At 40.7% G+C, this 22,090-nt stretch carries 18 protein-coding genes and 1 pseudogene; all 19 read right to left on the bottom strand.

Annotated elements, in window-relative coordinates:
* Window positions 1-191: 191 nt before the first annotated feature.
* The 19 genes and pseudogenes from nadD to QUF78_RS07410 all read right to left on the bottom strand — a co-directional run bounded on the left by nadD (window position 192) and on the right by QUF78_RS07410 (window position 22,078).
* Window positions 192-845 (bottom strand): nicotinate (nicotinamide) nucleotide adenylyltransferase, encoded by a 654-nt coding sequence (nadD, locus tag QUF78_RS07495; protein WP_289324178.1) that lies wholly within the window; start codon window positions 843-845, stop codon window positions 192-194.
* Between the two features lie 16 nt (window positions 846-861).
* Window positions 862-1,487: pseudogene (kynB, locus tag QUF78_RS27975) on the bottom strand (arylformamidase).
* A gap of 25 nt (window positions 1,488-1,512) precedes the next feature.
* On the bottom strand, window positions 1,513-2,358 hold the full coding sequence (gene kynA / locus QUF78_RS07485; RefSeq protein WP_289324177.1) for a tryptophan 2,3-dioxygenase: 846 nt from the start codon (window positions 2,356-2,358) through the stop codon (window positions 1,513-1,515).
* Between the two features lie 17 nt (window positions 2,359-2,375).
* The gene (locus QUF78_RS07480; protein ID WP_289317407.1) at window positions 2,376-3,725 is read right to left on the bottom strand and encodes an amino acid permease; all 1,350 of its coding nucleotides are present in this window, start codon (window positions 3,723-3,725) and stop codon (window positions 2,376-2,378) included.
* 14 nt (window positions 3,726-3,739) lie between these two features.
* A complete protein-coding gene (kynU, locus tag QUF78_RS07475; protein ID WP_289324176.1) occupies window positions 3,740-5,008 on the bottom strand; it encodes a kynureninase in 1,269 nt (422 codons plus the stop codon).
* A gap of 36 nt (window positions 5,009-5,044) precedes the next feature.
* Entirely contained in the window at window positions 5,045-5,668 is a 624-nt protein-coding gene (locus QUF78_RS27775) for a carboxylesterase family protein (protein ID WP_353957936.1), read from the bottom strand.
* A gap of 5 nt (window positions 5,669-5,673) precedes the next feature.
* Window positions 5,674-6,558: a carboxylesterase/lipase family protein gene (locus QUF78_RS27770; RefSeq protein ID WP_353957896.1), complete on the bottom strand. Its 885-nt coding sequence runs from the start codon at window positions 6,556-6,558 to the stop codon at window positions 5,674-5,676.
* Between the two features lie 205 nt (window positions 6,559-6,763).
* A complete protein-coding gene (locus tag QUF78_RS07465; protein WP_289324175.1) occupies window positions 6,764-7,177 on the bottom strand; it encodes a MerR family transcriptional regulator in 414 nt (137 codons plus the stop codon).
* An 84-nt stretch (window positions 7,178-7,261) separates the two neighbouring features.
* Window positions 7,262-8,902: a SulP family inorganic anion transporter gene (locus QUF78_RS07460; RefSeq protein WP_289327262.1), complete on the bottom strand. Its 1,641-nt coding sequence runs from the start codon at window positions 8,900-8,902 to the stop codon at window positions 7,262-7,264.
* A 604-nt stretch (window positions 8,903-9,506) separates the two neighbouring features.
* Window positions 9,507-10,916: a glycoside hydrolase family 1 protein gene (locus QUF78_RS07455; protein WP_289324174.1), complete on the bottom strand. Its 1,410-nt coding sequence runs from the start codon at window positions 10,914-10,916 to the stop codon at window positions 9,507-9,509.
* Window positions 10,917-11,715: 799 nt separating this feature from the next.
* Window positions 11,716-12,393, bottom strand: coding sequence for a beta-phosphoglucomutase (gene pgmB / locus QUF78_RS07450; RefSeq protein ID WP_289324173.1), 678 nt, complete (start codon window positions 12,391-12,393; stop codon window positions 11,716-11,718).
* 1 nt (window position 12,394) lies between these two features.
* Window positions 12,395-13,531, bottom strand: a complete 1,137-nt coding sequence (locus QUF78_RS07445; protein ID WP_289324172.1) for a glycerate kinase — start codon at window positions 13,529-13,531, stop codon at window positions 12,395-12,397.
* A gap of 128 nt (window positions 13,532-13,659) precedes the next feature.
* Window positions 13,660-15,882, bottom strand: a complete 2,223-nt coding sequence (locus tag QUF78_RS07440) for a glycoside hydrolase family 65 protein (RefSeq protein WP_289324171.1) — start codon at window positions 15,880-15,882, stop codon at window positions 13,660-13,662.
* Complete coding sequence (locus QUF78_RS07435) at window positions 15,879-16,913, bottom strand: Gfo/Idh/MocA family protein (protein ID WP_289324170.1); 1,035 nt, start codon at window positions 16,911-16,913, stop codon at window positions 15,879-15,881. Before QUF78_RS07435 ends, QUF78_RS07440 begins: the two co-directional genes overlap by 4 nt.
* Window positions 16,910-17,725, bottom strand: a complete 816-nt coding sequence (locus tag QUF78_RS07430) for a sugar phosphate isomerase/epimerase family protein (protein ID WP_289324169.1) — start codon at window positions 17,723-17,725, stop codon at window positions 16,910-16,912. Before QUF78_RS07430 ends, QUF78_RS07435 begins: the two co-directional genes overlap by 4 nt.
* 107 nt (window positions 17,726-17,832) lie before the next feature.
* Window positions 17,833-18,891 (bottom strand): zinc-dependent alcohol dehydrogenase, encoded by a 1,059-nt coding sequence (locus tag QUF78_RS07425; protein WP_289324168.1) that lies wholly within the window; start codon window positions 18,889-18,891, stop codon window positions 17,833-17,835.
* 36 nt (window positions 18,892-18,927) lie between these two features.
* Entirely contained in the window at window positions 18,928-19,776 is an 849-nt protein-coding gene (locus QUF78_RS07420; RefSeq protein ID WP_370016992.1) for a carbohydrate ABC transporter permease, read from the bottom strand.
* Complete coding sequence (locus QUF78_RS07415) at window positions 19,769-20,644, bottom strand: carbohydrate ABC transporter permease (RefSeq protein ID WP_289324166.1); 876 nt, start codon at window positions 20,642-20,644, stop codon at window positions 19,769-19,771. Before QUF78_RS07415 ends, QUF78_RS07420 begins: the two co-directional genes overlap by 8 nt.
* Window positions 20,645-20,776: 132 nt before the next feature.
* Window positions 20,777-22,078 (bottom strand): ABC transporter substrate-binding protein, encoded by a 1,302-nt coding sequence (locus QUF78_RS07410; RefSeq protein ID WP_289324165.1) that lies wholly within the window; start codon window positions 22,076-22,078, stop codon window positions 20,777-20,779.
* Window positions 22,079-22,090: the final 12 nt, after the last annotated feature.

The following is a 22,090-nucleotide window of genomic DNA, read 5'->3' as shown; positions in this document are numbered from 1 at the left end:
GTATGCCTTCAGTTCTCTGATCAGCAAATATTCTGAATTTATGTATCATTAACATAAAGCATAGTATACCAAGTTGTCAACTACGTTTTCATTAATAAACATGTCCTTTTATTTAAACTCATTCACGTATCGAAGGTGAATGAATTTTCCATACGAAAGAGCTCGATCCACGGAGAGATCGAGCCCGACACTTAAGAATTTGATCCTTTTTGATACAGCTTATTGTCCACAATATACTGATAGCACTGATCAGGCAGTAAATATCTTGGTTCCCCACCCATCGCGAATTCATCCCTTATATATGTAGAACTGATTTCCATGGAAAGACCTTTATCTATAAGGTGAAATGTATTGCCATCATCATAATTCCTTAGCAATGGACTTTTGGATATGATTTTCAACATATCGATCCCATCCCGTGCCATGACGATGAATTTATGATTGGCAATCAACTTTTCCCTGAATTTCCATCGTAAGTGGATCGGTAACTCCTGATTATCAATATCTTCAAGTAAATCCGCACCCATTATGAAATAAACTTCATCCATAGGATATCTTGATTTAAAATATTCCATCGTATACCAAGTATATTGTTTACTCGTTCCAGCACGTTCATTAATTTCATAATCACTAACTTCGAATAACGGGTTGCCCCCTATTGCCAGACCAAGCATTTTCCAACGGTGTCCATTGCTCGTTTTCATCTGTTTATCGATGCGGCCATTGGCACAAGGCAAAAAAATCACCTTGTCTAGCTTAGCACGATGCGCAATGGTGGATGCTGTCCATAAATGCACATTGGTGACTGGATCGAAGGAAGATCCATAAACTCCAATTTTGCCCATCCTTATATCCCCCTCATCAGCCTTTCTTTTTCACCACGGCCCTGACCGGACTCCCATCCCCTGCTTCTAATGCAAGCGGTAATGCAGCCAAATCGTATAGCCCAGGCTCAAGTCCGTCAAGGACCAGCCCTTCCAGGATATGAATCCCACAGCCAGACAGCGCATGATGTGCAGGCAATTCTTTGCTGTCGAGAAAGTCAACGGAAGGTAAATCAATCCCAAGCAGCCTCACTCCTTTATTTGCAAGGAAGGGTGCTAAACCTGGTTCAACCGCTGGAATCCATTCAGGAAAACGGCTGTGGTCCTTCCATTGTCCAGTACCCAGCAACAACCTTCGGACTCCTGTCAATTCAACGCCTTCAAAATCTTTGATGCCAATACTTTCAGCTGCACCCACCTTTACTACAAGTGCAGTTCCAATATATAAATCGATATCAAGTTCGATGTTTTTTTTCCCTGTCCATCAAAATGAAAGGGCGCATCAATATGGGTTCCTAAATGGGTACTCATCCGAATTTCCCCTACATTCACGGATGCACCCTCCGCTATTGATGAATTAAGCCGATATGAATATTGTGCATCTCCTGGCCAATATGGCGTACTTTCATTCAGGCGCTGAGAAATATCTAACCATGGATTCAACTATAATTTCCCCTCCAGTCAAAGCTTACAGTTTGGTCCTTAAAGTCCAAAGCTCAGGAAAAAATGGCTGTTCGACCACTTTCTTCAGATAACTTACACCGGATGATCCGCCCGTTCCCATCTTATTACCGATGATCCGCTCGACAGTGCTCATATGATTGAATCTCCAGAATTGTTGCTGACTTCCAATATCAACGAGTTTTTCGGCCAACTCATACAAATCCCAGTATTTATGCACATCACGGTAAACTTTCAGCCACGCGCTTTCGACACTGGCATTTGCCCGATAGGTTTCAGACCAATCCCTGTTCAAGACTGATTCATCAACGGGAAGTCCTTTTGCAGCCAAAGCCCCAATCGCCGCATCATAAATACTAGGTTTATTCAAAGCAGCCATCATCGACTCATACAGCTCAGGCTGATGACGGAAAACCGCCAATATTTGCGAATTCTTTTGACCCAATGCAAATTCTATCAACCTGTTCTGAAATGATTGAAATCCGGAAGAGTTTCCTAGTTTATCCCGGAATTCCATATAATCAGATGGAGTTAAGGTCGAAAGCACATTCCAGGATTGAACAAGTTGCTGTTGGATTCTAGCCACTCTGGATAGCATCTTAAAGGAAGGCTCCAAGTGCCCTGCCTCAATATGTTCCGTTGCTGCAGTCAATTCATGGAGGATCAATTTCATCCATAATTCACTGGTTTGGTGAATGATGATGAACAGCATTTCATCGTGATGTCCGGAAAGCCGGTGCTGACTTGATAAAATTTGATTTAAATGCAGGTAGTCCCCATAGGACATATCCTTCTCAAAATCAGTTACCATCCCTTCTTCCAAACGATGTTTATCCTTTGGTCCATTATCCATACCATCCCTCTTTCCCTTTACGTTCTTTTGATTTTCGACATTAAAAAATAAACGATGCAAAGGAAGACCAGCCAAGGAACACCGAACTGGAGAACGATTTTAAACGGGCCAGTGAACCAAGTAGATACCGTTAAAGCAAACAAGAGTAATGCACCAAGAATCGTTAAATACGGAAAGCCATACATTTTGACCGGTAATTTACGCCCCCCTGATCTCTCCCACCCCTTTCTGAAATATAAATGGGAGATGAACACCATGAACCAGGTTAAAATGGCTCCGAACATCGATATCCCCATCATGAATGCATATGAGGTATCCGGAAGCAGGACCTTTACTCCTGCAGCAAGAAATATGCCCAAAGTGGATATGAGAAGGGCTCTTATCGGGACTCCTTTCCGGCTCACTTTTTGAAACAGGGATGGAGCCTGCTTTTGCTCGGATAATGAAAATATCATTCTGGTGGAGGCATATAATTGGCTATTCATTGCAGATAAAGCAGCTGTTAAAATAATGAAATTCATTATCCCCGATGCTCCAGGGATATTCAGGATTTCCATTACCCTAACAAATGGGCTTTTCTCAATACCAGCGGATTGCCAGGGAACGATCATTAACATGATTCCGATTGTCAGTACATAAAAAGTGGCAAGTCTGAAGACAGTTGCCTTCAACGCTTTAGGGACGGCAATATCAGGGTCTTTTGCTTCTCCCGCCGTCACCGCAATCAACTCAGTTCCTAAAAAGCTGAAGAGAGAAATAAATATAGCGACCCAAAGCCCCCAAAACCCGAAAGGCATAAAACCTCCATCATTGGCATAGTTCTCTGCACCGATCCCGCTTGAAGGTTCGGCGCCAATCACCACATAGGCACCCAAAAGAATGAAAATGACAATGGCGCTAATTTTGATCATTGAAAATATATACTCAAAATTCCCGAATGTATTGACACTTGTCGCATTTACATAGATTAGCAAGGCAGCAAAAAGGAAGATCCAAACGCTTCCAGGTACATCCGGGAACCAATATTTCATATATACCGAGATTGCACTCACTTCGACACCAATGGCAAGGACATTCGCTATCCAATATGAATACCTCACAACAAAACCCGCAAATGGACTTATATATTTTTCAGCAATGGTTCCAAAGGACCCTGATGTTGGATGGGCTACAGTCATTTCCGCCAAACATCCCATCAGGAGAAGGACAATGAATGCACCTATTGCATAGCTGATCAGTACACTTGGACCTGCCGTTGAAATCGCAAGGCCACTGCCCAAAAATAATCCTGTGCCGATTGCACAACCCATGGCAATCATTGTAATTTGATTCGATGATAATTCACGATGCAGCTTATTTTTCTCCATTTGGTGCTCCCATTCTAGGCAATGATTCCCCTTTTATTTTCATAGTTTTCATATAACCTGCCGTCCATGATCTTTTTGAGGACCTGTACCGTTTCATAAACTTCCTGAAAAGTGGTATAAAGAGCAACAGGTGCTAAACGAATCATATTCGGTTCACGATAATCGGGTATGATAGCCTCATGTTTCAATGCTTTACATATTCTTGCAGCTTCTTGATGTTCAATGATGATATGACCGCCCCTTTTTGATTCATCCCTTGGGCTGCCAATTTCAAATCCAAATCCCGCCAATTCCGATTCGATTAAATCCATAAGATATTGAGTCATCCTCAAAGATTTATTCCGGACTTGTTCGATTCCCGCTTCCGCAAACATTTCTAGCGAGCCTAAAAGAGGAGCCATGCTTAAAATATGGGGAGTTCCAATCTGAAAGGCACCTGCTGAATTTGCCTGAGTGAAGGAATGTTCCATATCGAACTGCTTATCCTTCCGCGAGCCAAACCATCCCGCCAACCCGGGCTTCCTGTCAAAATGCTTACGGTTCACATATAACCCCGCTACACAACCTGGCCCGCCATTCAAATGCTTATAATTACACCAAAAAGCGAAATCCACTTCCCACTTGTCAAACCAATGCGGAATGGCACCCACGGAATGACAGGCATCGAATCCTATCATGATTCCACGCGCATGCGCTTCTTTTGTTAACCTCTCCATTTCAAGGATCTGTCCGCTTCGATATAAGACCGTCGGAAGTACAATCAACCCTATTTCCTCTTTCATCTCTGCAATGATGTCATCTTCTTCAAGGAATTTACCATCTCGGCTTTTCACCTGGACTAAATGTGACGAAGGGTCCAGCCCATGCAATTGGAGCTGGCTTTGAAGTGCATAGATATCACTGGGAAAGGTTAGGTCATCCGCCAAAATCTTATTCCTGCCAGCTATCGGTTCAAAAAAGGTCGCCGCAAGCTGATGCAGATTAGCTGTAGTTGACCCTCCCATTATCACTTCATCCACTGCTGCCCCAACCAATTGGGCACTCAATTCACCCAATCTCTCAGAATAGTAAAACCAAGGCTCTGCACCCTTCGTCCACCCATCAATTCCATACCTTTTCCAATCTTCCAATGAATTCATTAAACTTTTCTCAGCCCGCTTCGATAAAAGTCCCAATGAGTTTCCATCCATATAAATCATCCCGGGATTCAAGTAGAACTCCTCTCGGTAAGGAACTAATGGATCTACCTGATCCAAAGTTTTCGCATCCTCTTTCATTGACATAAAATTCCCCTCGCTTTCTTCCGAGTCCACTATATTTCACTTGTAAATCCCTACCCCTTCCCATGCCAACCTTATCATTCTGTTAGGATCTTTTTCAATATAATCCTTTTTATCAAAAATCATTGTGTAGTGATTGGTTTCATCATATTTCGGCCAGATTTCGCCTTCCGGGGGATTGGGGTTTCCATGTTTCGCAAAGTTGACCCAATGGCCCTGTATCCTTTGGGAAACCTTTAGTGCAGCTGGCCTGGAACCATATGAAGTAATCCGTTTGCCCAATGCCGAGTCGAAAGTCTGGAAGGCAAAAGGAATTTCAATACCATGGGTCGCCCCTAATTTACTTATGCGCATTGCCGCCGTTTTATAATCAAAACGGTACATCCATGTTTTTTCGATGCGACTGTATGCCTCCGCATACCAAACCGAAGGAATATGGAAAGTCACATCCCGGCCAATGCCTAGCATAGCTTCCTTTTTCGGGTAGTTCAAATAAGCATTCGTAATTCGCTCTTTCGCCTCTGGATCAGTATTTTCAAACATTTTATGTATCATCTCTTCATTTGTCGGGATTAACGGGGAATCCATCTGGTCGAATAATGTAGCTTCGTCCCTATTTGTTCCTATAAGCAAGGATATTCCCTTTACTTTTCCTGATCGAATCGAATCTAGTGGATAATCAGGCAGGAAGTCACCATCACGACAGGTCCAAATGATAGGGAACCCGGCTTGTCTTGCGAGTTTTCCTGTAAGAGTTGGTAGGATGCCGCGACAATCTCTTGAACTGGAAGTGTTTTTAACCGATGGATTTCATTCTTTTCAATGCCCAAGATCTCAAGGAACCTTTCACTGAAATGGCGCGCAAATCCTTTTCCGTAAACAGATGTCGGAGCGGGACTTTCTGCAATAGCTTGTTTAAATAGACCTCTCGCTGAAGGAACGGTAAGTAAAGTCGTTACGGCATTCCCTCCAGCTGATTCACCAAATATCGTAACATTTTCAGGGTTGCCGCCAAAAGCTTCTATATTCTCTTTAATCCACTTCAGAGACGCCACTTGATCACGTAAACCTAAATTGGTTTCAAATATTTCCCCATCAACTGCCAAATCGGTAAAATCCAAATATCCCAGTGCACCCAGCCTATAGTTGATGCTTACTACGACTACGTCTCCATTCTTAGCCAATAAGTGTCCATTGTACATGTCAAGGGATCCGGCTCCCGTTATATATGCTCCACCATGAATCCACACCATGACCGGGCGTTTTTTATCATCAGCTCTAGGTGACCAGATGTTCAGGAACAAGCAATCCTCATCCATTTTTTCATTTCCTGCCATTCCTGTTCTTACAGCCCGATCCATCGGCTGTTGGGGTATGGGACCAAAATCCACTGCATCCATGACACCGCTCCATTTATCAACGGGCTCAGGCGAGCGGAAACGCAGAGCATCTATCGGCGGTTTCGCATACCTGACTCCACGCCAAACGCATATACCGTTTTCCATAGTGCCTTGAAGATGTCCTTTACCTGTCGTAACTATTGATCCAATCATTCACTCTCACCTCTTCATATAGTCGTAGATACTTAAGTTCTTCTTTTTCCGTTCACTTATATCCTTCATCTATATCGAAAAAAGATTAAAATCTCCATTTAGCCAAGTGCCACTATCTTATGCAATCCTTAAGTAAGCATCGTTTGCCGAGTTCAACAAAAAAAAGACCCAATCAGGTCTTTTTTTGTTGAACTCGGCAAAAATCTTAGGTGAGCATGGCAATGATGCTCAATAAAGAGCTGCTCCGAACGGAAAGCTGTTTTGCAGCATATGTTAACTGCTGTTCATCAAGCTTTTCCAGTAAGGGCTTTAATTCAAGCAATTCATTCTCCAGTCCTTTAAGGTCTGTAGATATCTTGTCCACCAACAAGAGCACTTGCTCCGAATCAACAGTGGTTTCAGACAAAACTTGTAACCGTTCCTTGATTTCAGTCAACGGCATATTCTGTTCTTTATACCGATTAATCATTTGAAGACGATTTAGGGCATCTTCTGTGTAATATCGATATCTTGACCCAGTTTTTTCATAGTTCAGCATTCCTAATTGTGTGTAATAGTCAATGGTTCTCCTCGAAACATTCGCAAGTTCAGCAAGCTGGCCAATCCGATATATATTCATCCAGACAGTCACCTTCTTTTAAAATCTACTGTTAACGATACTATAACATAACAATCCAAAAAGGTGACTTCGAGGATGAATCCATTAGACTACTTTATCCGAATTACCCTTCAGCTGCTTCTTGGCAAAATACAGAGCATCTTCCTTCGATTTAAAAAAGTGCTGTTTTTCTATTTTATGATACAATCCGGTGCTGAGTAGCAATTCCTTTGGTTGCTGCTGGATTCCAGAAATGATTAATTTCCCCTTATATTTTCCGATACGATTAACAATCGCCAATAGTGCAGCCTCTGCTGAAGTGTCCATATAGGTTACCCGGCGCATGCTTAATACCAACACCTTCGTCTTACTATCCAAGTTCGCTAATATCGATGATTCCAGGACATCAATCGAACCAAAGAAGAGAGGACCTTCCAAGTTATACACATTGATCTTTGAATCCGAATTATCAATAGGAACAACCTCAGTAATCTCATGACTTCTTTCCCTAACCTTTAACGTTTGGCTCATTTTTGCAATGAAGGTGATGAATGCAATCGATAAGCCAATCCCCACTCCCATGATTAAATCAGTGAAGACAGTGACGAGAAAGGTGACTAGCAAAACGGCAGAATCCGCAGTCTTCGTTCTCAATACATGGGCGAATTCCTTTCTTTCACTCATATTCCAGGCAACAAACATCAATATGGGTGCCATGCTAGCCAAAGGTATATGCGCTGCAAATGGAGAAAGGACAAGCAAGACTAATAAAACGACAATTCCGTGAATGACTCCTGACATCGGAGAGGCTGCCCCGCTTTTTATATTGGTAGCTGTCCTGGCAATAGCACCTGTTGCCGGTATCCCACCGAAGAATGGAGTCGCGATGTTCGCGATCCCTTGGGCAACCAATTCCTTATTACTATCATGCTTGGTCCCCCCCATGTTATCGGCCACGGTAGCGGATAACAATGACTCGACACCGCCCAACAAAGCAATCGTAAAAGCAACTGGAAGGAGTGTGATAATGATCTCCACTGAAAGCTCCGGCACTTGGAATTCCGGAAAACCTCTCGGAATCGCTCCATAAGTGGAACCAATCGTAGCCACCTTATCGGGAAATAAAAAGTAGGCAGACATTGTGGATATTAGCAGCCCCAGAAGTGGAGCTGGCACTCGCGGCAGAAGTCTAGGTGCCAGCAGGATGACGATGAAACATATGATCGCAACAATCACACTATATATATTGATCGTGCCTGCATTAATCACCAGTTCTTTCATGTTATCTATAAAAAATTCATGTTTTTCCACATTCATACCAAAGAAGCTGGCAATCTGCCCAGAAAAGATTATTATCGCAATTCCTGTAGTAAATCCAATGATGACAGGACGGGGAATGAACTTCATCAAATTCCCTAACTTAAGAAGGCCCATCAAGACTAATATCATCCCCGCTAAAAACCCGGCAATTAGCAGACTTTCATATCCATATTGCATAACGATACCAAATAATAAAGGTACAAATGCTCCGGTCGGTCCTCCAATTTGATACTTGGAGCCACCCAAAATCGATATGAGGATTCCCGCGATGATGGTCGTATATAATCCGTATATCGGTTCGACGCCTGAAGCAATTGCAAAAGCCAATCCTAAAGGAATGGCCACAACACCTACAACCAATCCTGCCGTTACGTCCTTTTGAAAACCCTTCATGTTATATCCTTGGAATCTGGAATCTTTTATCATCCTTTTCAAACTCACATCCTTAGTCGTTTTTTAAAATTGGAATTTACCATTATCAGGAAAAAGATATTCTTTCATTTTAGAGGGAGTTACTCAATCGATATCAATATTAACTATTGTAGAGGATACTATTCTTTCAACGGGACTGATTGGTTCACTACAAACATACGGGGGACCTTTCAAAAATAATAAATAATCGTCATATGTAATCTCCTTTGTTAAGTTATTTGACATGGTTCTTGGCCACGCTTCAACATTATACAGTAAAACGTAAAACTGTACATTGTTAGCAATGTAAACATTTGTTTACATTTTTTTGAATATTTTTACATACACATTACAATCCGGGACCATACTTCCAGTCTAGTTAGTTTGATCCCGGAGATATAGACTACAAACCGGGAAGTTTGAACTTTCGACTAATTCCCCACTCATCTCAAGGTGTCGCCTTGAAACAAATATTGATCATAATTCCCGATACTACAGAATCGTTTTTTCCAAACTTATCTTTTATGGTCGATATAATTTCCCTATTATTCGTTCAATCATTTACTGGTCTATATATACAAAAAACCTCTTGATTAATATCAAGAGGTTTTCTTTCTATTTACAGCTCTTCTCCTCTCGTCTCGATAATATGCTTGTACCAATGAAACGACAGCTTCTTTTTTCGGTTTAATTGATCATGATGGTCCACGTAAATAAATCCGTATTGCTTTTTATACCCGTTTAACCAGCTTAATAGATCGATGACAGACCAAGCGTAATACCCTTTTAAGTGAATGCCTTCTTTGATTGCACGCTTAATAACTTTTAAATGTTCCTCAATATATTTAATACGAGGAACATCCACTATTTCACCATCAATAATCGGATCCTCATCACCAAGTCCGTTTTCCGTAACATACATTTTAATATCACCATAACGCCCATTTAACATATGAAGCCCATCTAAAAATCCTTGAGGAGAGATTTCCCACCCCCATTTTGTATATGTTTTATCTTCCATTTTCACGGTCCGATAAAAGCCATCAAAAGATGGGTTCCCTGGAGCTAGAGTAGATGTTTCTCTTGAATGCTCCATGGATGAAACGGCTTCCCGATTTTTTTCCACTCGAATGGGCTGGTAATAATTAAGTCCAATAAAATCATTCTTTTCCGCATTTCTTTTTAACGTATCCAGTTCTTCTTCGGTCCAACTTGGCGTCCAGCCTTTCTCCTTTAATTGCTCAACCACATAAGCTGGATATTCACCTTTTAATATTGGGTCATAATACCAAAAAGTTTCATATTCATTGGCATGTCGGGCAGCTAATGCATTCTCATGCTTATCATCTATGCTGTAAGCTGGTAAGAAAACATGGGTAATCCCAATTTCACCGTAATGATTCAGTGCCTTGTATACTTCTACTGCTTTCGCATGTGCATAAAACACGTAATGTGTCGCTTGAAAATATTTATTCTCATCATTTTGGATACCAGGCGGATGCGCACCTTTTAAATAGCCCAATCCGCAAAACATTACCGTTTCATTAAACGTGATCCAATGTTTGATGCGGTCTCCGAATGCCTTAAAACAAATTTCTGCATACTTGACGAATGCTTCAGCTGTTCGCTTATTCGTCCATCCTCCATCTTGTTCAAGCGTCAAAGGCAAATCCCAATGATACAGCGTAACAAAAGGAACTATCCCATATTTTAAGCATTCATTTATTACATTATTATAAAATTCCAAGCCTTTTTCATTTACTTCTCCGTCACCTGTGGGCAAAATACGTGCCCATGAAATGGAAAACCGATACGATTCAAGTCCCATCTCTGCCATTAATTTAATATCTTCTTTGTAACGATGATAATGGTCTATGGCTACATCTCCGTTTGTACCTTCATATGTTTTCCCCGGAATCTTTGAAAAAACATCCCAATTCGTTATACCTTTACCATCTTCATTCCATGCTCCTTCTATTTGAAAAGAAGCAGAAGCTGCTCCGAATAAAAAATCGTGTGGAAACTTCATAATAAACCCTCCGTTTTTATACCAGCTTATTAAATTGATAATAATATATTTTATTCATTGGCACAAATATTTATATAATTTTATTCAATATTTGACTATATAATCTTCGTAATAACATAACCATTAAAGATAGTATTTACTGTATAGGAATGATTAAATCCCGTGTCAATGAGAAACCTAAAATAAAAGACGTTAATTCTGTGAATCAATGCCTCTCTTTTAGTCAAAGATGAAATAACCTTACTTACCCTTTTGAACAAATAGGGTATTCAATATACTGGTTTGGTGATTTCGGATGTAGATTGTATACGAATGACGGGTTTCATTTTGATTGCATTCCCCTCAAATATTTCTTGTTTCTCCATCTAGGTTTATCCCTATCTATCGTATGTACACATACAAAACCCGTCCACCTAAGGAGGACGGGTTACACATATATTCAAGATTTTGGCTCACCTTTCCACGACCAAGGTCAACCCTCTTAACTGGCTTTTCCCATAGGTGAACTGGAATGACAAGTTCATCCTGAGCCTTTTTGAAGGATAGAATTCTACAAATTTGGCAATAGCAGCCCATTTGATGGTGCAGGGTCCTTTCCACTCCCCTTTAAGTGGCGAAGCAATTATGAAAAATCTGATGATTGCTATGTAGGCCATCCCTTGTGTGGAGTTACACGTTGAGCCCATTGGTCATCAATAGTTCTTATTGATTCATTTGCACGGTGATCAGCATTTTCTGTTATGGACAGTGCACTGCCTGGAGTATTACTGCCCACTTAATTGGGCAGTATCTTGGAGAACTATCTTTCTCTCCATTTTTTATATTCAGACTTTATCATTTCCCATTGAAGTTCTTTCGTTGCATGTACCTGATAATCGGCTTTATTAAGAGTATTTCCCACACCGACAGCAAACATTTCGCTTGCCTTGATGGAGTCAATCCCTGCAGAAGCATCTTCAATTCCGATTGATCGTTTTGGATTCGCATCAAGTTGTTTACATGCCGTCAAGAAAATTTCCGGATCAGGTTTAGATTTTTTTACTTTTGCAGCATCTACAACGTAATCAAAAGTATCCTCTAACTGTAGTGCCTTTAATACGGTGCTTGCATTTCTGGAAACAGAAGCAAGTCCAATGGAAATTCCTTCTAATTTAATGTTGGTAATCAGCTCCAAAATCCCTGGCAGTATATCTTGAGGCGTCAATTCATTCAGAAACTCACAGTAGTGAAGGTTCTTTTTTTCAGCCATTTTTTCTTTTTCGCTCAAAGTGAAGTCATTTTGCTGATTTCCTTCTTGCAAAATCAACTCAAGGGAATCCATTCGGCTTACCCCCTTTAGCCTCTCGTTAAAGACCTCGTTAATACTAATTCCTATTTCACTAGCCAGTTCTCGCCAAGCCAGGAAATGATAATGCGCTGAATCGGTTATGACACCATCAAGGTCAAATACTACTGCATCAATAAATTTTTCTTCCATTTTAACCGTCCCTCTCTTTTCGAAGAAGTGCTGCAACATTTCGAGATGTTCTCTCTATATTTTTAAATGCACTACCTAGAATGTTTTCGATGGGCAGCATTGCAGGAATCGTAGGGAATATGGCATCAAACCCATGATCGTAAAGAACATCAGATCCCTCACCCACACTTCCGCAAATCGCTATTACTTTTGCTTTGGGTGGTGCGCATTTAGCTACACCCGAGGGTGCTTTTCCATATATTGTCTGATGGTCTATTTTCCCTTCTCCCACAATCACTATATCTGCATCTTGACAAATTTCTTTTACCTTTAGATGCTCCATCATAAGTTCAATGCCCTTTTTTAGTTTAGCTCCTGTGAATAACAACAGACCGGCGCCCATCCCTCCACCTGCACCACTCCCGGGTAAGGAGGAGACATCCATTCCTAAATAGTTGCCTGCCATTTGATGAAACCTGCCCATGGCTTTATCCATTTCATCTAGCATATCTTCAGGAAGCCCTTTTTGTGGACCATAAATATAGGTTGCACCGTCAAGGCCCGTTAAGGGATTTTCCACATCTGCTGCTATCGTAATATTAACAAGATCTAATCTCCGGTCACGGTTCCTTTCAGACATAGAAACAATATTAAACAGATCCTTGCCGGTACCCTTTACTGCTTTTCTTTCACCATCAAAAAATTCATAACCAAGAGCGGAAGCCATCCCTACTCCTCCATCATTAGTTGAACTCCCGCCAACTCCAATGATCAGTTCGGAAGCACCTTGGTTCATAGCGTGAATCATCAGCTCTCCCACACCAAAAGAAGTAGTATGTAAGGGATTTCGTTGCTCTATAGGAACAAGATGCAATCCGCATGCTTCCGCCATTTCGATAAATGCTGTCTCTCCATCATTCGAGAAAGCTATTTTCGCTTCAACCGGCAATCCTAGTGGACCGGTAACAGAAATGCTTTCGACCCTTCCCTTGTGAGCGGATACCAAAGCTTGAACAGTACCTTCACCGCCGTCTGCAATTGGAAGCAAATGATACTCCGCTTTCGGGAAAATGGACATGAAACCGGATTGAATGGCTCTTGCGACCTGGTCTGATGGTAAACTCTCTTTAAATGAATCTGGTGCAATTACAATTTTCATGTCTGCCTCCTGAATGTTACCTAATGAGTTCTTCTTATGAATAATCGTGAAAGCAAGCAAGTAAAATCCTAATTCAGATGATTACATTGCAAGTACGAATGCTTTTAAGAGCGATAGTATTTCTTCTGCTATTGAAAGCTTACTTCAACTTTGTTCGATAGCAAATATTCAGCACCGTTTAGTTCTATTAGTACATCATCACCCGAGACTTTCGTTATTACGGCTTGCTTATGTGTAAGGATGATATGTAAGCGCGACCCTCGGAAAATTAATGGAAAGGCAAGTTCCGACCAGTCAGATGGCATGTTAGGTTTTAAGCTTAAGCGATGATCCTTGATCGAGATATTCGCAAAACCGAACATTGTCGCCATCCAGATGGCACCAAGGGATGCAGCATGAAGCCCTTCATCTGAAGATAGTGGGTTCGGGCCCAAGTCGATTAAAGATGCTTCATGGAAAAATTCATATGACTTTTCTAGTTCACCCGCTCTTGCTGCAACTATGGCATGAATCGCTTTGCTCAGTGAAGAATCGTGTATGGTGTGCTCCTCGTAATAATGCAAATTTTCAGAGATTACATCACTTGGAAATAACTCCGGAAATAAATAAAGCAGCATAACGACATCGGCTTGTTTTAAAATTTGCATTTCATTTACTTCTTGACGTGAAAAATCCATAAGAATCCCTTGACTACCCTGAGATTCTTTATAGCGGGAAAGGTCGATTTCAGGCTTGCTGAGGAATGTATCATCCTGGGGAATGATTTTATGATCATTAGCCTTAGGTAAATATAAACGCTTTAGAAATTCCTGTCCTCGTTCCATTAGCAAACCATCAGAATCCCCATACTTATCCATAAAAAATAGTGCCTGATCAACATTGTACCAAGCCATATAGTTTGTAAATGCATTATTATCAACGTGTTCTGTGTATTCATCCGGCCCGATGACATCTTTGATAACCAACTGTCCATTTTCTTCTACACCCCTGCTGATCCAAAACCGGCTCGTTTCTTTAAGCAGCTCAAGCCCTTCTTTTCTCATAAAAGCATCATCTAATGTATTTTTGTAATATTCCACAACTGTATAAGCAATGTCTGCCACAATATGATGTTCAGCTATAGCGGACGCCACTTTCTGCCGCTTTCCAGTTTTAATATTAATGGCCGCAAATTCAGGTGTTTCTTCTTCTCCGGTAAAAGCACTTTCCCAAGGGAATAAAGCACCTTCAAAGCCATTGGATGCAGCTTTCTCTTTTGCCTGTTCTAGTTTTAAATAGCGGTATCGCAATAGTTTTCTCGCTTTTTCCGGTTCTGTAAACAGATGGAAGGGTAAAATGAACATTTCAGTATCCCAAAAAACATGACCTTTATATCCTTCCCCCGTCAAACCTTTCGCTCCGACACTGAATCGTTCATCATGTGCAGGTGTCATAACTTCTATTTGATATAAAGAAAAATCAACAGCAAGCTGATCAAAATCCCTGGTTGACGATATTTTGATGCGCTTTTGCTTCCAAAATTGCGCCCACTTCCCTGCTGACTTTTCAAGTAAAGCGTCATATCCATATGAAGAGTATTTTCTTAGTGCCACAACACTTGCTACTTCTGGGCTTTTCCCCATAATATCTGCATCAAGTGACGTAAAAACGGCACCGATTCTTTCTAGAACAAAAGGGGTATCAGGCAGAAGGTCCTGCTTAATGGTGGATAGCAGCTGCCTATTTTTTGCTGAATAAGATATATCACTCTCGACTGAACACATACAACACGCCGCAAGTGCAATCGTATGCCCTGATTCGGTAGTTTTATAGATGCCCTGTATCAAGTCCCCCTCAATTACACGAACCTTTTCTTCAATAAGATGCTGTTTTCCAAAATTAGTTTGCTGCGCATTGATTCCAGTTACTATTTTTATTTGTGTGTTTTTGTCCAAAGAAATGACGGTTAATTTTGTACCTAGAACATGAAGGTCATTTTTTGCTACAAAACGTTGAAATGTAAAACGGAAACGTGCACCAGAATTACTTTTCCATAGTATTTCACGGTTTAATTCCCCGGTTTCAAAGTTTAGCTGGCGTTTATATGAAAGGACTTCTCCCGTTAGCAGGGAAAAAATTTCTCCATCAACCTCAATATTCATTCCTATCATATCTGGCAAATTGACTAATTCGGACGGTTCATTAGCCGTAGCTTTATTATAAATACCGGCTACATACATACCTCGTGTTTGATCTACATAGTTTTCTTCATGGGTGGCACGCAGACCACAGTATCCATTCCCTATTGTCATTAAACTAGCAAATTTATTTATATAACGCAGGTCAAATCCATTTTCCACTAATTTTTTCATATGGTTACACTTTCACCTTTTTCAGCAGATTGATAGAGAGCTTCGATAAGTTGCACGATCAAGTAACCTTCTCTTCCATTAGCCACCATGACTTCTTTGCCCAAACATTTATCAACAAAGGCAGCCATTCCTTTCTGAACCCTATCCGGATCAGCTGTCTTTCTGTCCAAAATCGTCACTAATTCACCTTTTTGATCAGTATAAATATTGGCAGGAAAAAGTGTTGCTCCCGCCTCATCTCCAAAGAATTCCACATTCATGATTGATGTTTCTTTAATATTTAAAGCAAATGAAGTCTCGAGTTGCAGCAAGCAACCGCCTTCAAGCTCAATAAAACCAAAAAGGGAATCTTCCACTTCATACTTTTTTGGATCCCATTCCCCAAAAGATCCATGTGATTTTTTTGTGCCAATTTTTTGAAACATCTTGGCTGTTACCTTCTCCACTTTTGGATAGCCTAACACATAGAGGGCGGCATCGAGCATGTGGACACCTAAATCTATTAGAGGCCCCCCTCCTTGCGATTCTTTATTTATAAAATTCCCCCACCCTGGTACACCGCTTCGGCGCAGGGCTTTTGCTTTTACGACATAAATATCCCCCAGCACACCTTCTGTCACATTTTTTCGCAAAATATTAACATCATCAGCAAAACGGTGATGAAAATTATATGCAAGAATAAGGTTGTTTTCTTTAGCAACTTCTTGCATATGCTTTGCTTCTATAGAGGATATTGCGGGTGGTTTCTCGCACATTACATGACAGCCATATTCCAAAGCCTTTATCACATTTTCATAATGATATCTATTTGGCGTGCAGACACTAACGATGTCAGGCTGTTCTGCCTGAAACATTTCATCTGCATCTGTATATGATCGAGCTATTCCGTTACGTTTCGCAAAGTTTTTTGTCCGCTCAATATTCGGACCAACAACTGCAACAATTTCTACTTCTTCACGTGTATGGTAGTAGGGAACATGTACTTTTTCTGCCGTTTGTCCTCCACCAATTATCGCAACTTTCTTCTTCATCCTTGTTCAGCCCCTCTAAAGCCTAATGATTGTTGGAGGTGACGCAATGCTTTTATATATTCCGCTTTTGGATCATTTCCTCTTACACGGCATTCAAGTGTTAAAAAACCATCATATCCATCTTCTTTTAGTTGATTAAAAGGGGTCTTGAAATCCAGTGAGCCGCTACCCGGCTGAAAACGATGATTATCTGCCAAGTGAATGTGCCCAATCAAGTCCCGATTTGCATGTAATGCCCCTGAAATATCATCTTCTTCAATATTCATATGATAGAAGTCTGCAATGATTTTTACATTGTTTAAATTATTTCCTTCTATATAACTTCTTGCGTCGGCTAATGTGTTGATCATATGATCCTGATAGCGATTCAATGGTTCTAAGAAAATTGTCGTCCCAGTCTCTTTTGCGATTGTGTCCAGGTAAAGCAGGGAATTGCTTATGGACTCTTTATCACCCTCCTGGCTTCTGGGAGAAACCATTGGGGGCAGACGGTAAGTGAACATGCCCCACGCAGCTGGAACCACGATCCCTTTCCCACCTACTTCTTGTAACGCTTCCAGGATTTTTTTGATTTCAACTAATCCATTTAGTCTGCGTTCCTCGACAAAGTCACCAATCCAGCCTGTATAGCCTCCGCAGGCAGTCGTAACCGGAATTCCAGTTTCCGCTATGGCATTTTTTATTTCGTCTAGATGCTCAACTAGCATTCTGCCATCAATTTCAAATCCTTCAAAGCCAGCCTCTTTTAAAAAAAGGAATTTTTCTCTGATATTCTTAGGGAAAAACTCCTGGTCCTGTGTACCAATTTTCATTAATAACTCCCCCATACACATGTATTAAAATGGAAAATTCACTAAAATCCGCTATTTTCATTTTTTCAAATTGTAAGGAAACCGCTACAACCTGGACAAACTCATTATTATTTTTTATATTCGATTCCCATTTTAATACTTAGTTCAGGATGCTGATCTACATATTCCATGTACGCTTCTGCACTCTTTTCAAACGTAACGATTGGTTCGATGATATCTTCACAATTCAGATACCCGTTCATTAACAACTCCCAACAGGTCTCCTCTATCCGCTTTCTATTCCAACGTGGATAATCTGGATTAGGTTCGCTTGCTGCGCGGGAGAACACAATCTTAGCATTATTGAAATGAGCTTCACGGCCAAAATTCAACCCTTCTGGGAAAGCCTTCCCAAAGGCTACATATGAGATAGTCCCGCCATATGCAATACCCTTTAGTGCCGCCTGAAGAGCTGCAGCATTGCCACTTGTTTCAATGATTGAATCTGCCCCTATTTTGTTTGTCAGCTTTTTCACTTCAAAACCTACATCACAAACAGTTGGATCAAAACAAGCATCCGCCCCGTTACGAAGCGCAATATCTCGGCGCTGGTTCAGTGGGTCAATGCCGACAACGATACTCGCACCTGCTTTTTTAGCCAACTGGATTGCCAGCTGTCCAATTGCTCCAAGCCCAACCACCACTACGTAATCACCTGCGCGAACATTAGCATCGCGTACACCGCTCATTGCAAATTGTGCAGGATCATAGCAAACTGCATTTTGCCATTTTGAACCCTCTGGCATTTTACGTAAACGGTGGTTATCAACTGCATTTACAATAACAGTCTCCCTGATTGGTCCATATGTACAAACAGTCTCCCCCACCTGGTATCCCGTTACTTCGGTTCCTACTTCAATTATTTGACCTACAACCATATTTCCAAGCTGGAATTCACCAAATACGATCCCTTTAGTTGTACCTTCTTCCCGTGGCATAAACATGCGCCATTCTTCAGAGAAGTTCTCATCCATAAAAGGAGTCATCCCGCGGAAGTCTATAACTTCCGTGCCATGTTTAGGGGAGGCAAACTGCACTTCTATTTTCACCTCATTTGGCTTTATGGAACTTTCTTCATAATCCAGCAATGCCGCTACTCTTGGTTTTACCGCAACTAGTTTTTTCATAATAAATTACCTTCTCTCATTTATTTTGTATTCCGTTTACCCTTTCACTCCTCCTTCAGTTAAGTTTCCTTTTATGAAGTGCTCGGAGATTGCGTACATCCCTACTACAGGCAGCGCCGTTATAAGCGAAGCGGCCATCATTCTGCCCCATATATAGTCAGGTGTACTGAACAATGCATTTAAGCCGATTGGAAGCGTGAAGTTTGCAGAATCCGACAAGAAAATGGATGCAAATAGATAATCATTCCAAGCGACCATAAAGGAATATACAAAAACGGATATGATACCTGATATGGCTAGTGGAATGATAATATAGAAAATGATCTGCACACGGTTCAACCCATCAATCATCGCCGCTTCCTCCAGATCCTCTGGGATAGTGTCAAAATAACTTTTTAACATGAATATCGAGGTTGGAAGCGTTTGAACAATCATGGTGATAATCAGTGCTGTTTTCGTATCATATAACCCAAGTCCGGAGATGATCTTAAATAAAGGAACGACAAGTAAAATCCCAGACAACATATACACCGTATAAAAACTAGCATTTATGGTAGTTTTTCCGATAAACTTCAATTTCGAAAGGGCATAAGCCCCGAAAATGCCTATTGCAACTGACAGCAATGCTGCAGTAAGGGCCACTATTAAACTATTCTTAAAATAAGATAAATAGGGGAAGATATCGGGATTAAAGATATCTACATAATGCTGGAATGTCCAATCCTCTGGAAAAAAGGATGGGTTAGTAGCAACCGCTTCCTTCGAACTTTTAAAGGAAGTCATCAACATGATGAAGAATGGGAATAGGGAAATAGTCAACAGGATGATCAGCCCAAGATAAAACCCGATCTTTCTTGCTGCTTTATTCTTTTTACTGCTAGCCATTGCCATTTAATTTCACCCGCTTTCTTGATGCTATTATAACGATAGAAAGAATAATAAAAAGAATTACAGAGATGGATGCGGCTTTACCGAGATCATTAAAAGCAAATGCCGTTTCATATAGGTAAATCCCAATAATATTCACTTTGTTTGTTAACAGATATACATCTGTGAACATATAGAACAACCAGATGGAACGTAGCGTTATAATTGTTATCAGCACAGGCATAATTGCCGGGATGGTAACATTTTTGAACTTTTCCCAGGTGGAGGCCCCATCAATTTCTGCCGCCTCATATAAACTTTTATCCACTGTCTGCAATATCGCCAGGAATGAGATGAACGCATAAGGAAAGTATCTCCATATTGCAAAAAGAACGACTAGAATGAAGCTGCTAACAGGATTATCAAACCAGAGAGGTGCCTTTTCAAATAAATGAAACACGTCAACTCCTAAATAATTTACGACACCATAGCCATTATTGAACATGTATTTCCAAGCAAAAACCAAAGAAATTGAAGGGGTTACATAGGACAGAATAATTAATGAACGGGCAGCCTTACGGAATTTGAATGGACGGTTAAAAAAGATTGCCACAACCAATCCCAAGGCTGTACTCCCCGCCACCGCTAAAATCATGTATAAAAGTGTAGTTCCCAATGATTTTAAAAATTCGATATCCGTCAGTATTTCTGTATAATTTTGTAACCCGACAAAGGTTGCACTTAGCCTTGGGTTAATTGGAAGATCAAAAAAGCTGATCTTTATGTTAGATATCATTGGGTATGCAACCAGCAAAAGCACTAAAAAGACACTTGGGAAAAGTAGCACCACTGCCAATTTCAAATCTGATTTCCCTCTTTTTTCCATTTTTTGATCCCCCTAAATAATCACATTTTTTAAATTGTACAAACCAATAAGGGATTTTCTAACTTTATTGTTAGGCGTAGACCTTGGACTTATTTCTAAAAATAGAGGGCCTTAATCACCTTCACTTATGCCTTATTTTTTTAAGACATCTTTCATTTTCTGTTCAGCGTTTTTAACTTCCATATCAACGCTTTTTCCTCCGACTGTTATATCATTTACCAATTTGGAAATAGAGCCTGAACTCGTTATCACTCCCATTTTCACGTAGTTTTTTTCACCGACCAAACCAAACACTTGGATTTCATTAAATGATGCGGCGATTTCGGTTGATAAGTCTCCGAAGGACTTTACTACTTCATTTGCCTGATATGCAGCATTTTCTGTAACCGCTTTACTAACTGGTTGTGCACCGCCTGGTGACATTAATACCCACTCGGTCATATTTTCTGGCCTGGACAAAAACGTTGTGAATTCCTGTGCTGCTTCTTTTTGAGGATCATCCAATCCAGAAGAGATCGTGATTGCAGAAACCGTTCCAAACACCGCTTTTGTTTTTTGCTCCGGAATTGCAAACCCTATATTTTCTGCATCGCCTTCTTCATATACAGAAGGAAGGATATAAGTTGAATATACCGCCATTGGTGTTGTGCCATTCATGAATGCATCTTTCACCTCAGTGGTATCATTTGAACCAGGCATCGTATATTGGGCCAATTCTTTATAATAAGTTAGCGCTTCTTTCATCGCCTTTTTATTAAAATCCAACTGCCCTTTGCCATCAAGAACATTCGCATTGTTTGATAGAGCAAATTGTGAGAATGCCTGCTCTGAAAATCCGCCTTCAACAGTCGGCAAACCAATACCGTACTTTTTATTGCCGCTGTCAGTAAATGCCTTTGCGATCGACATTACATCATCCCAGGTTTTCGGCTCTTCGAATCCTTTGGATGCCAGCATTTCTTTATTAAACCAAATGCCTTGAACCCAGCCGCTGATAGGGATACCAGTGTGCCCTTTCCCATCTTCTGGTGTTACTAATTTTAAGGCACCATCATAGAAGTCTTTTTTACCAGCTTTATCAAGGGTATTACTAACTGCCTCTTTGTCGATAAGTTGTTCTTTATCCATGACTTTGGCATAATCTTGCCCAACTTCAAGTACCGCAGGAAGTTTCCCAGCACTAGCTAAAGTGATAATTTTTGTATTATATGAATCTTCTTGAACTGGAACTTGCTTGATTTTAATAGTGGGATTTTCTTTCTCAAACTTTTTTACCAGCTTGTTGACGACGGCTAGACGCTCTTGCTCTACAGAGGAATGCATGAACTCAATTGTTGTTTTTGCCTCTTCTCCTGCCTTTTCGTTCCCACCACATGCTGATAAAGCCATGCTTAAAACTAAGATAAATACCAAAATTAGGATTTTGAATTTCATCTTTCTGCCTCC

Source organism: Peribacillus sp. ACCC06369 (genome assembly GCF_030348945.1).
Classification (GTDB): Bacteria; Bacillota; Bacilli; order Bacillales; family DSM-1321; genus Peribacillus.
Note: the sequence above shows the minus strand (reverse complement) of the source record. Positions and strands in the feature narration are given on the sequence as shown.

Excerpts from the sequence above, each read along its gene's own strand:
- QUF78_RS07440 (WP_289324171.1), bottom strand. The coding sequence starts at position 15,882 with ATGAAAAAATTAGTGGAAAATGGATTTGACCTGCGTTATATAAATAAA.
- QUF78_RS07455 (WP_289324174.1), bottom strand. The coding sequence starts at position 10,916 with ATGAAGTTTCCACACGATTTTTTATTCGGAGCAGCTTCTGCTTCTTTT.
- QUF78_RS07410 (WP_289324165.1), bottom strand. The coding sequence starts at position 22,078 with ATGAAATTCAAAATCCTAATTTTGGTATTTATCTTAGTTTTAAGCATG.
- QUF78_RS07415 (WP_289324166.1), bottom strand. The coding sequence starts at position 20,644 with ATGGAAAAAAGAGGGAAATCAGATTTGAAATTGGCAGTGGTGCTACTT.
- QUF78_RS07420 (WP_370016992.1), bottom strand. The coding sequence starts at position 19,776 with ATGGCTAGCAGTAAAAAGAATAAAGCAGCAAGAAAGATCGGGTTTTAT.
- kynA (WP_289324177.1), bottom strand. The coding sequence starts at position 2,358 with ATGGATAATGGACCAAAGGATAAACATCGTTTGGAAGAAGGGATGGTA.
- QUF78_RS07425 (WP_289324168.1), bottom strand. The coding sequence starts at position 18,891 with ATGAAAAAACTAGTTGCGGTAAAACCAAGAGTAGCGGCATTGCTGGAT.
- kynU (WP_289324176.1), bottom strand. The coding sequence starts at position 5,008 with ATGTCAATGAAAGAGGATGCGAAAACTTTGGATCAGGTAGATCCATTA.
- QUF78_RS07480 (WP_289317407.1), bottom strand. The coding sequence starts at position 3,725 with ATGGAGAAAAATAAGCTGCATCGTGAATTATCATCGAATCAAATTACA.
- QUF78_RS07430 (WP_289324169.1), bottom strand. The coding sequence starts at position 17,725 with ATGAAAATTGGTACACAGGACCAGGAGTTTTTCCCTAAGAATATCAGA.
- QUF78_RS07435 (WP_289324170.1), bottom strand. The coding sequence starts at position 16,913 with ATGAAGAAGAAAGTTGCGATAATTGGTGGAGGACAAACGGCAGAAAAA.
- QUF78_RS07445 (WP_289324172.1), bottom strand. The coding sequence starts at position 13,531 with ATGAAAATTGTAATTGCACCAGATTCATTTAAAGAGAGTTTACCATCA.
- QUF78_RS07460 (WP_289327262.1), bottom strand. The coding sequence starts at position 8,902 with ATGATAAAAGATTCCAGATTCCAAGGATATAACATGAAGGGTTTTCAA.
- QUF78_RS27770 (WP_353957896.1), bottom strand. The coding sequence starts at position 6,558 with ATGATTGGATCAATAGTTACGACAGGTAAAGGACATCTTCAAGGCACT.
- nadD (WP_289324178.1), bottom strand. The coding sequence starts at position 845 with ATGGGCAAAATTGGAGTTTATGGATCTTCCTTCGATCCAGTCACCAAT.
- pgmB (WP_289324173.1), bottom strand. The coding sequence starts at position 12,393 with ATGGAAGAAAAATTTATTGATGCAGTAGTATTTGACCTTGATGGTGTC.
- QUF78_RS07465 (WP_289324175.1), bottom strand. The coding sequence starts at position 7,177 with ATGAATATATATCGGATTGGCCAGCTTGCTGAACTTGCGAATGTTTCG.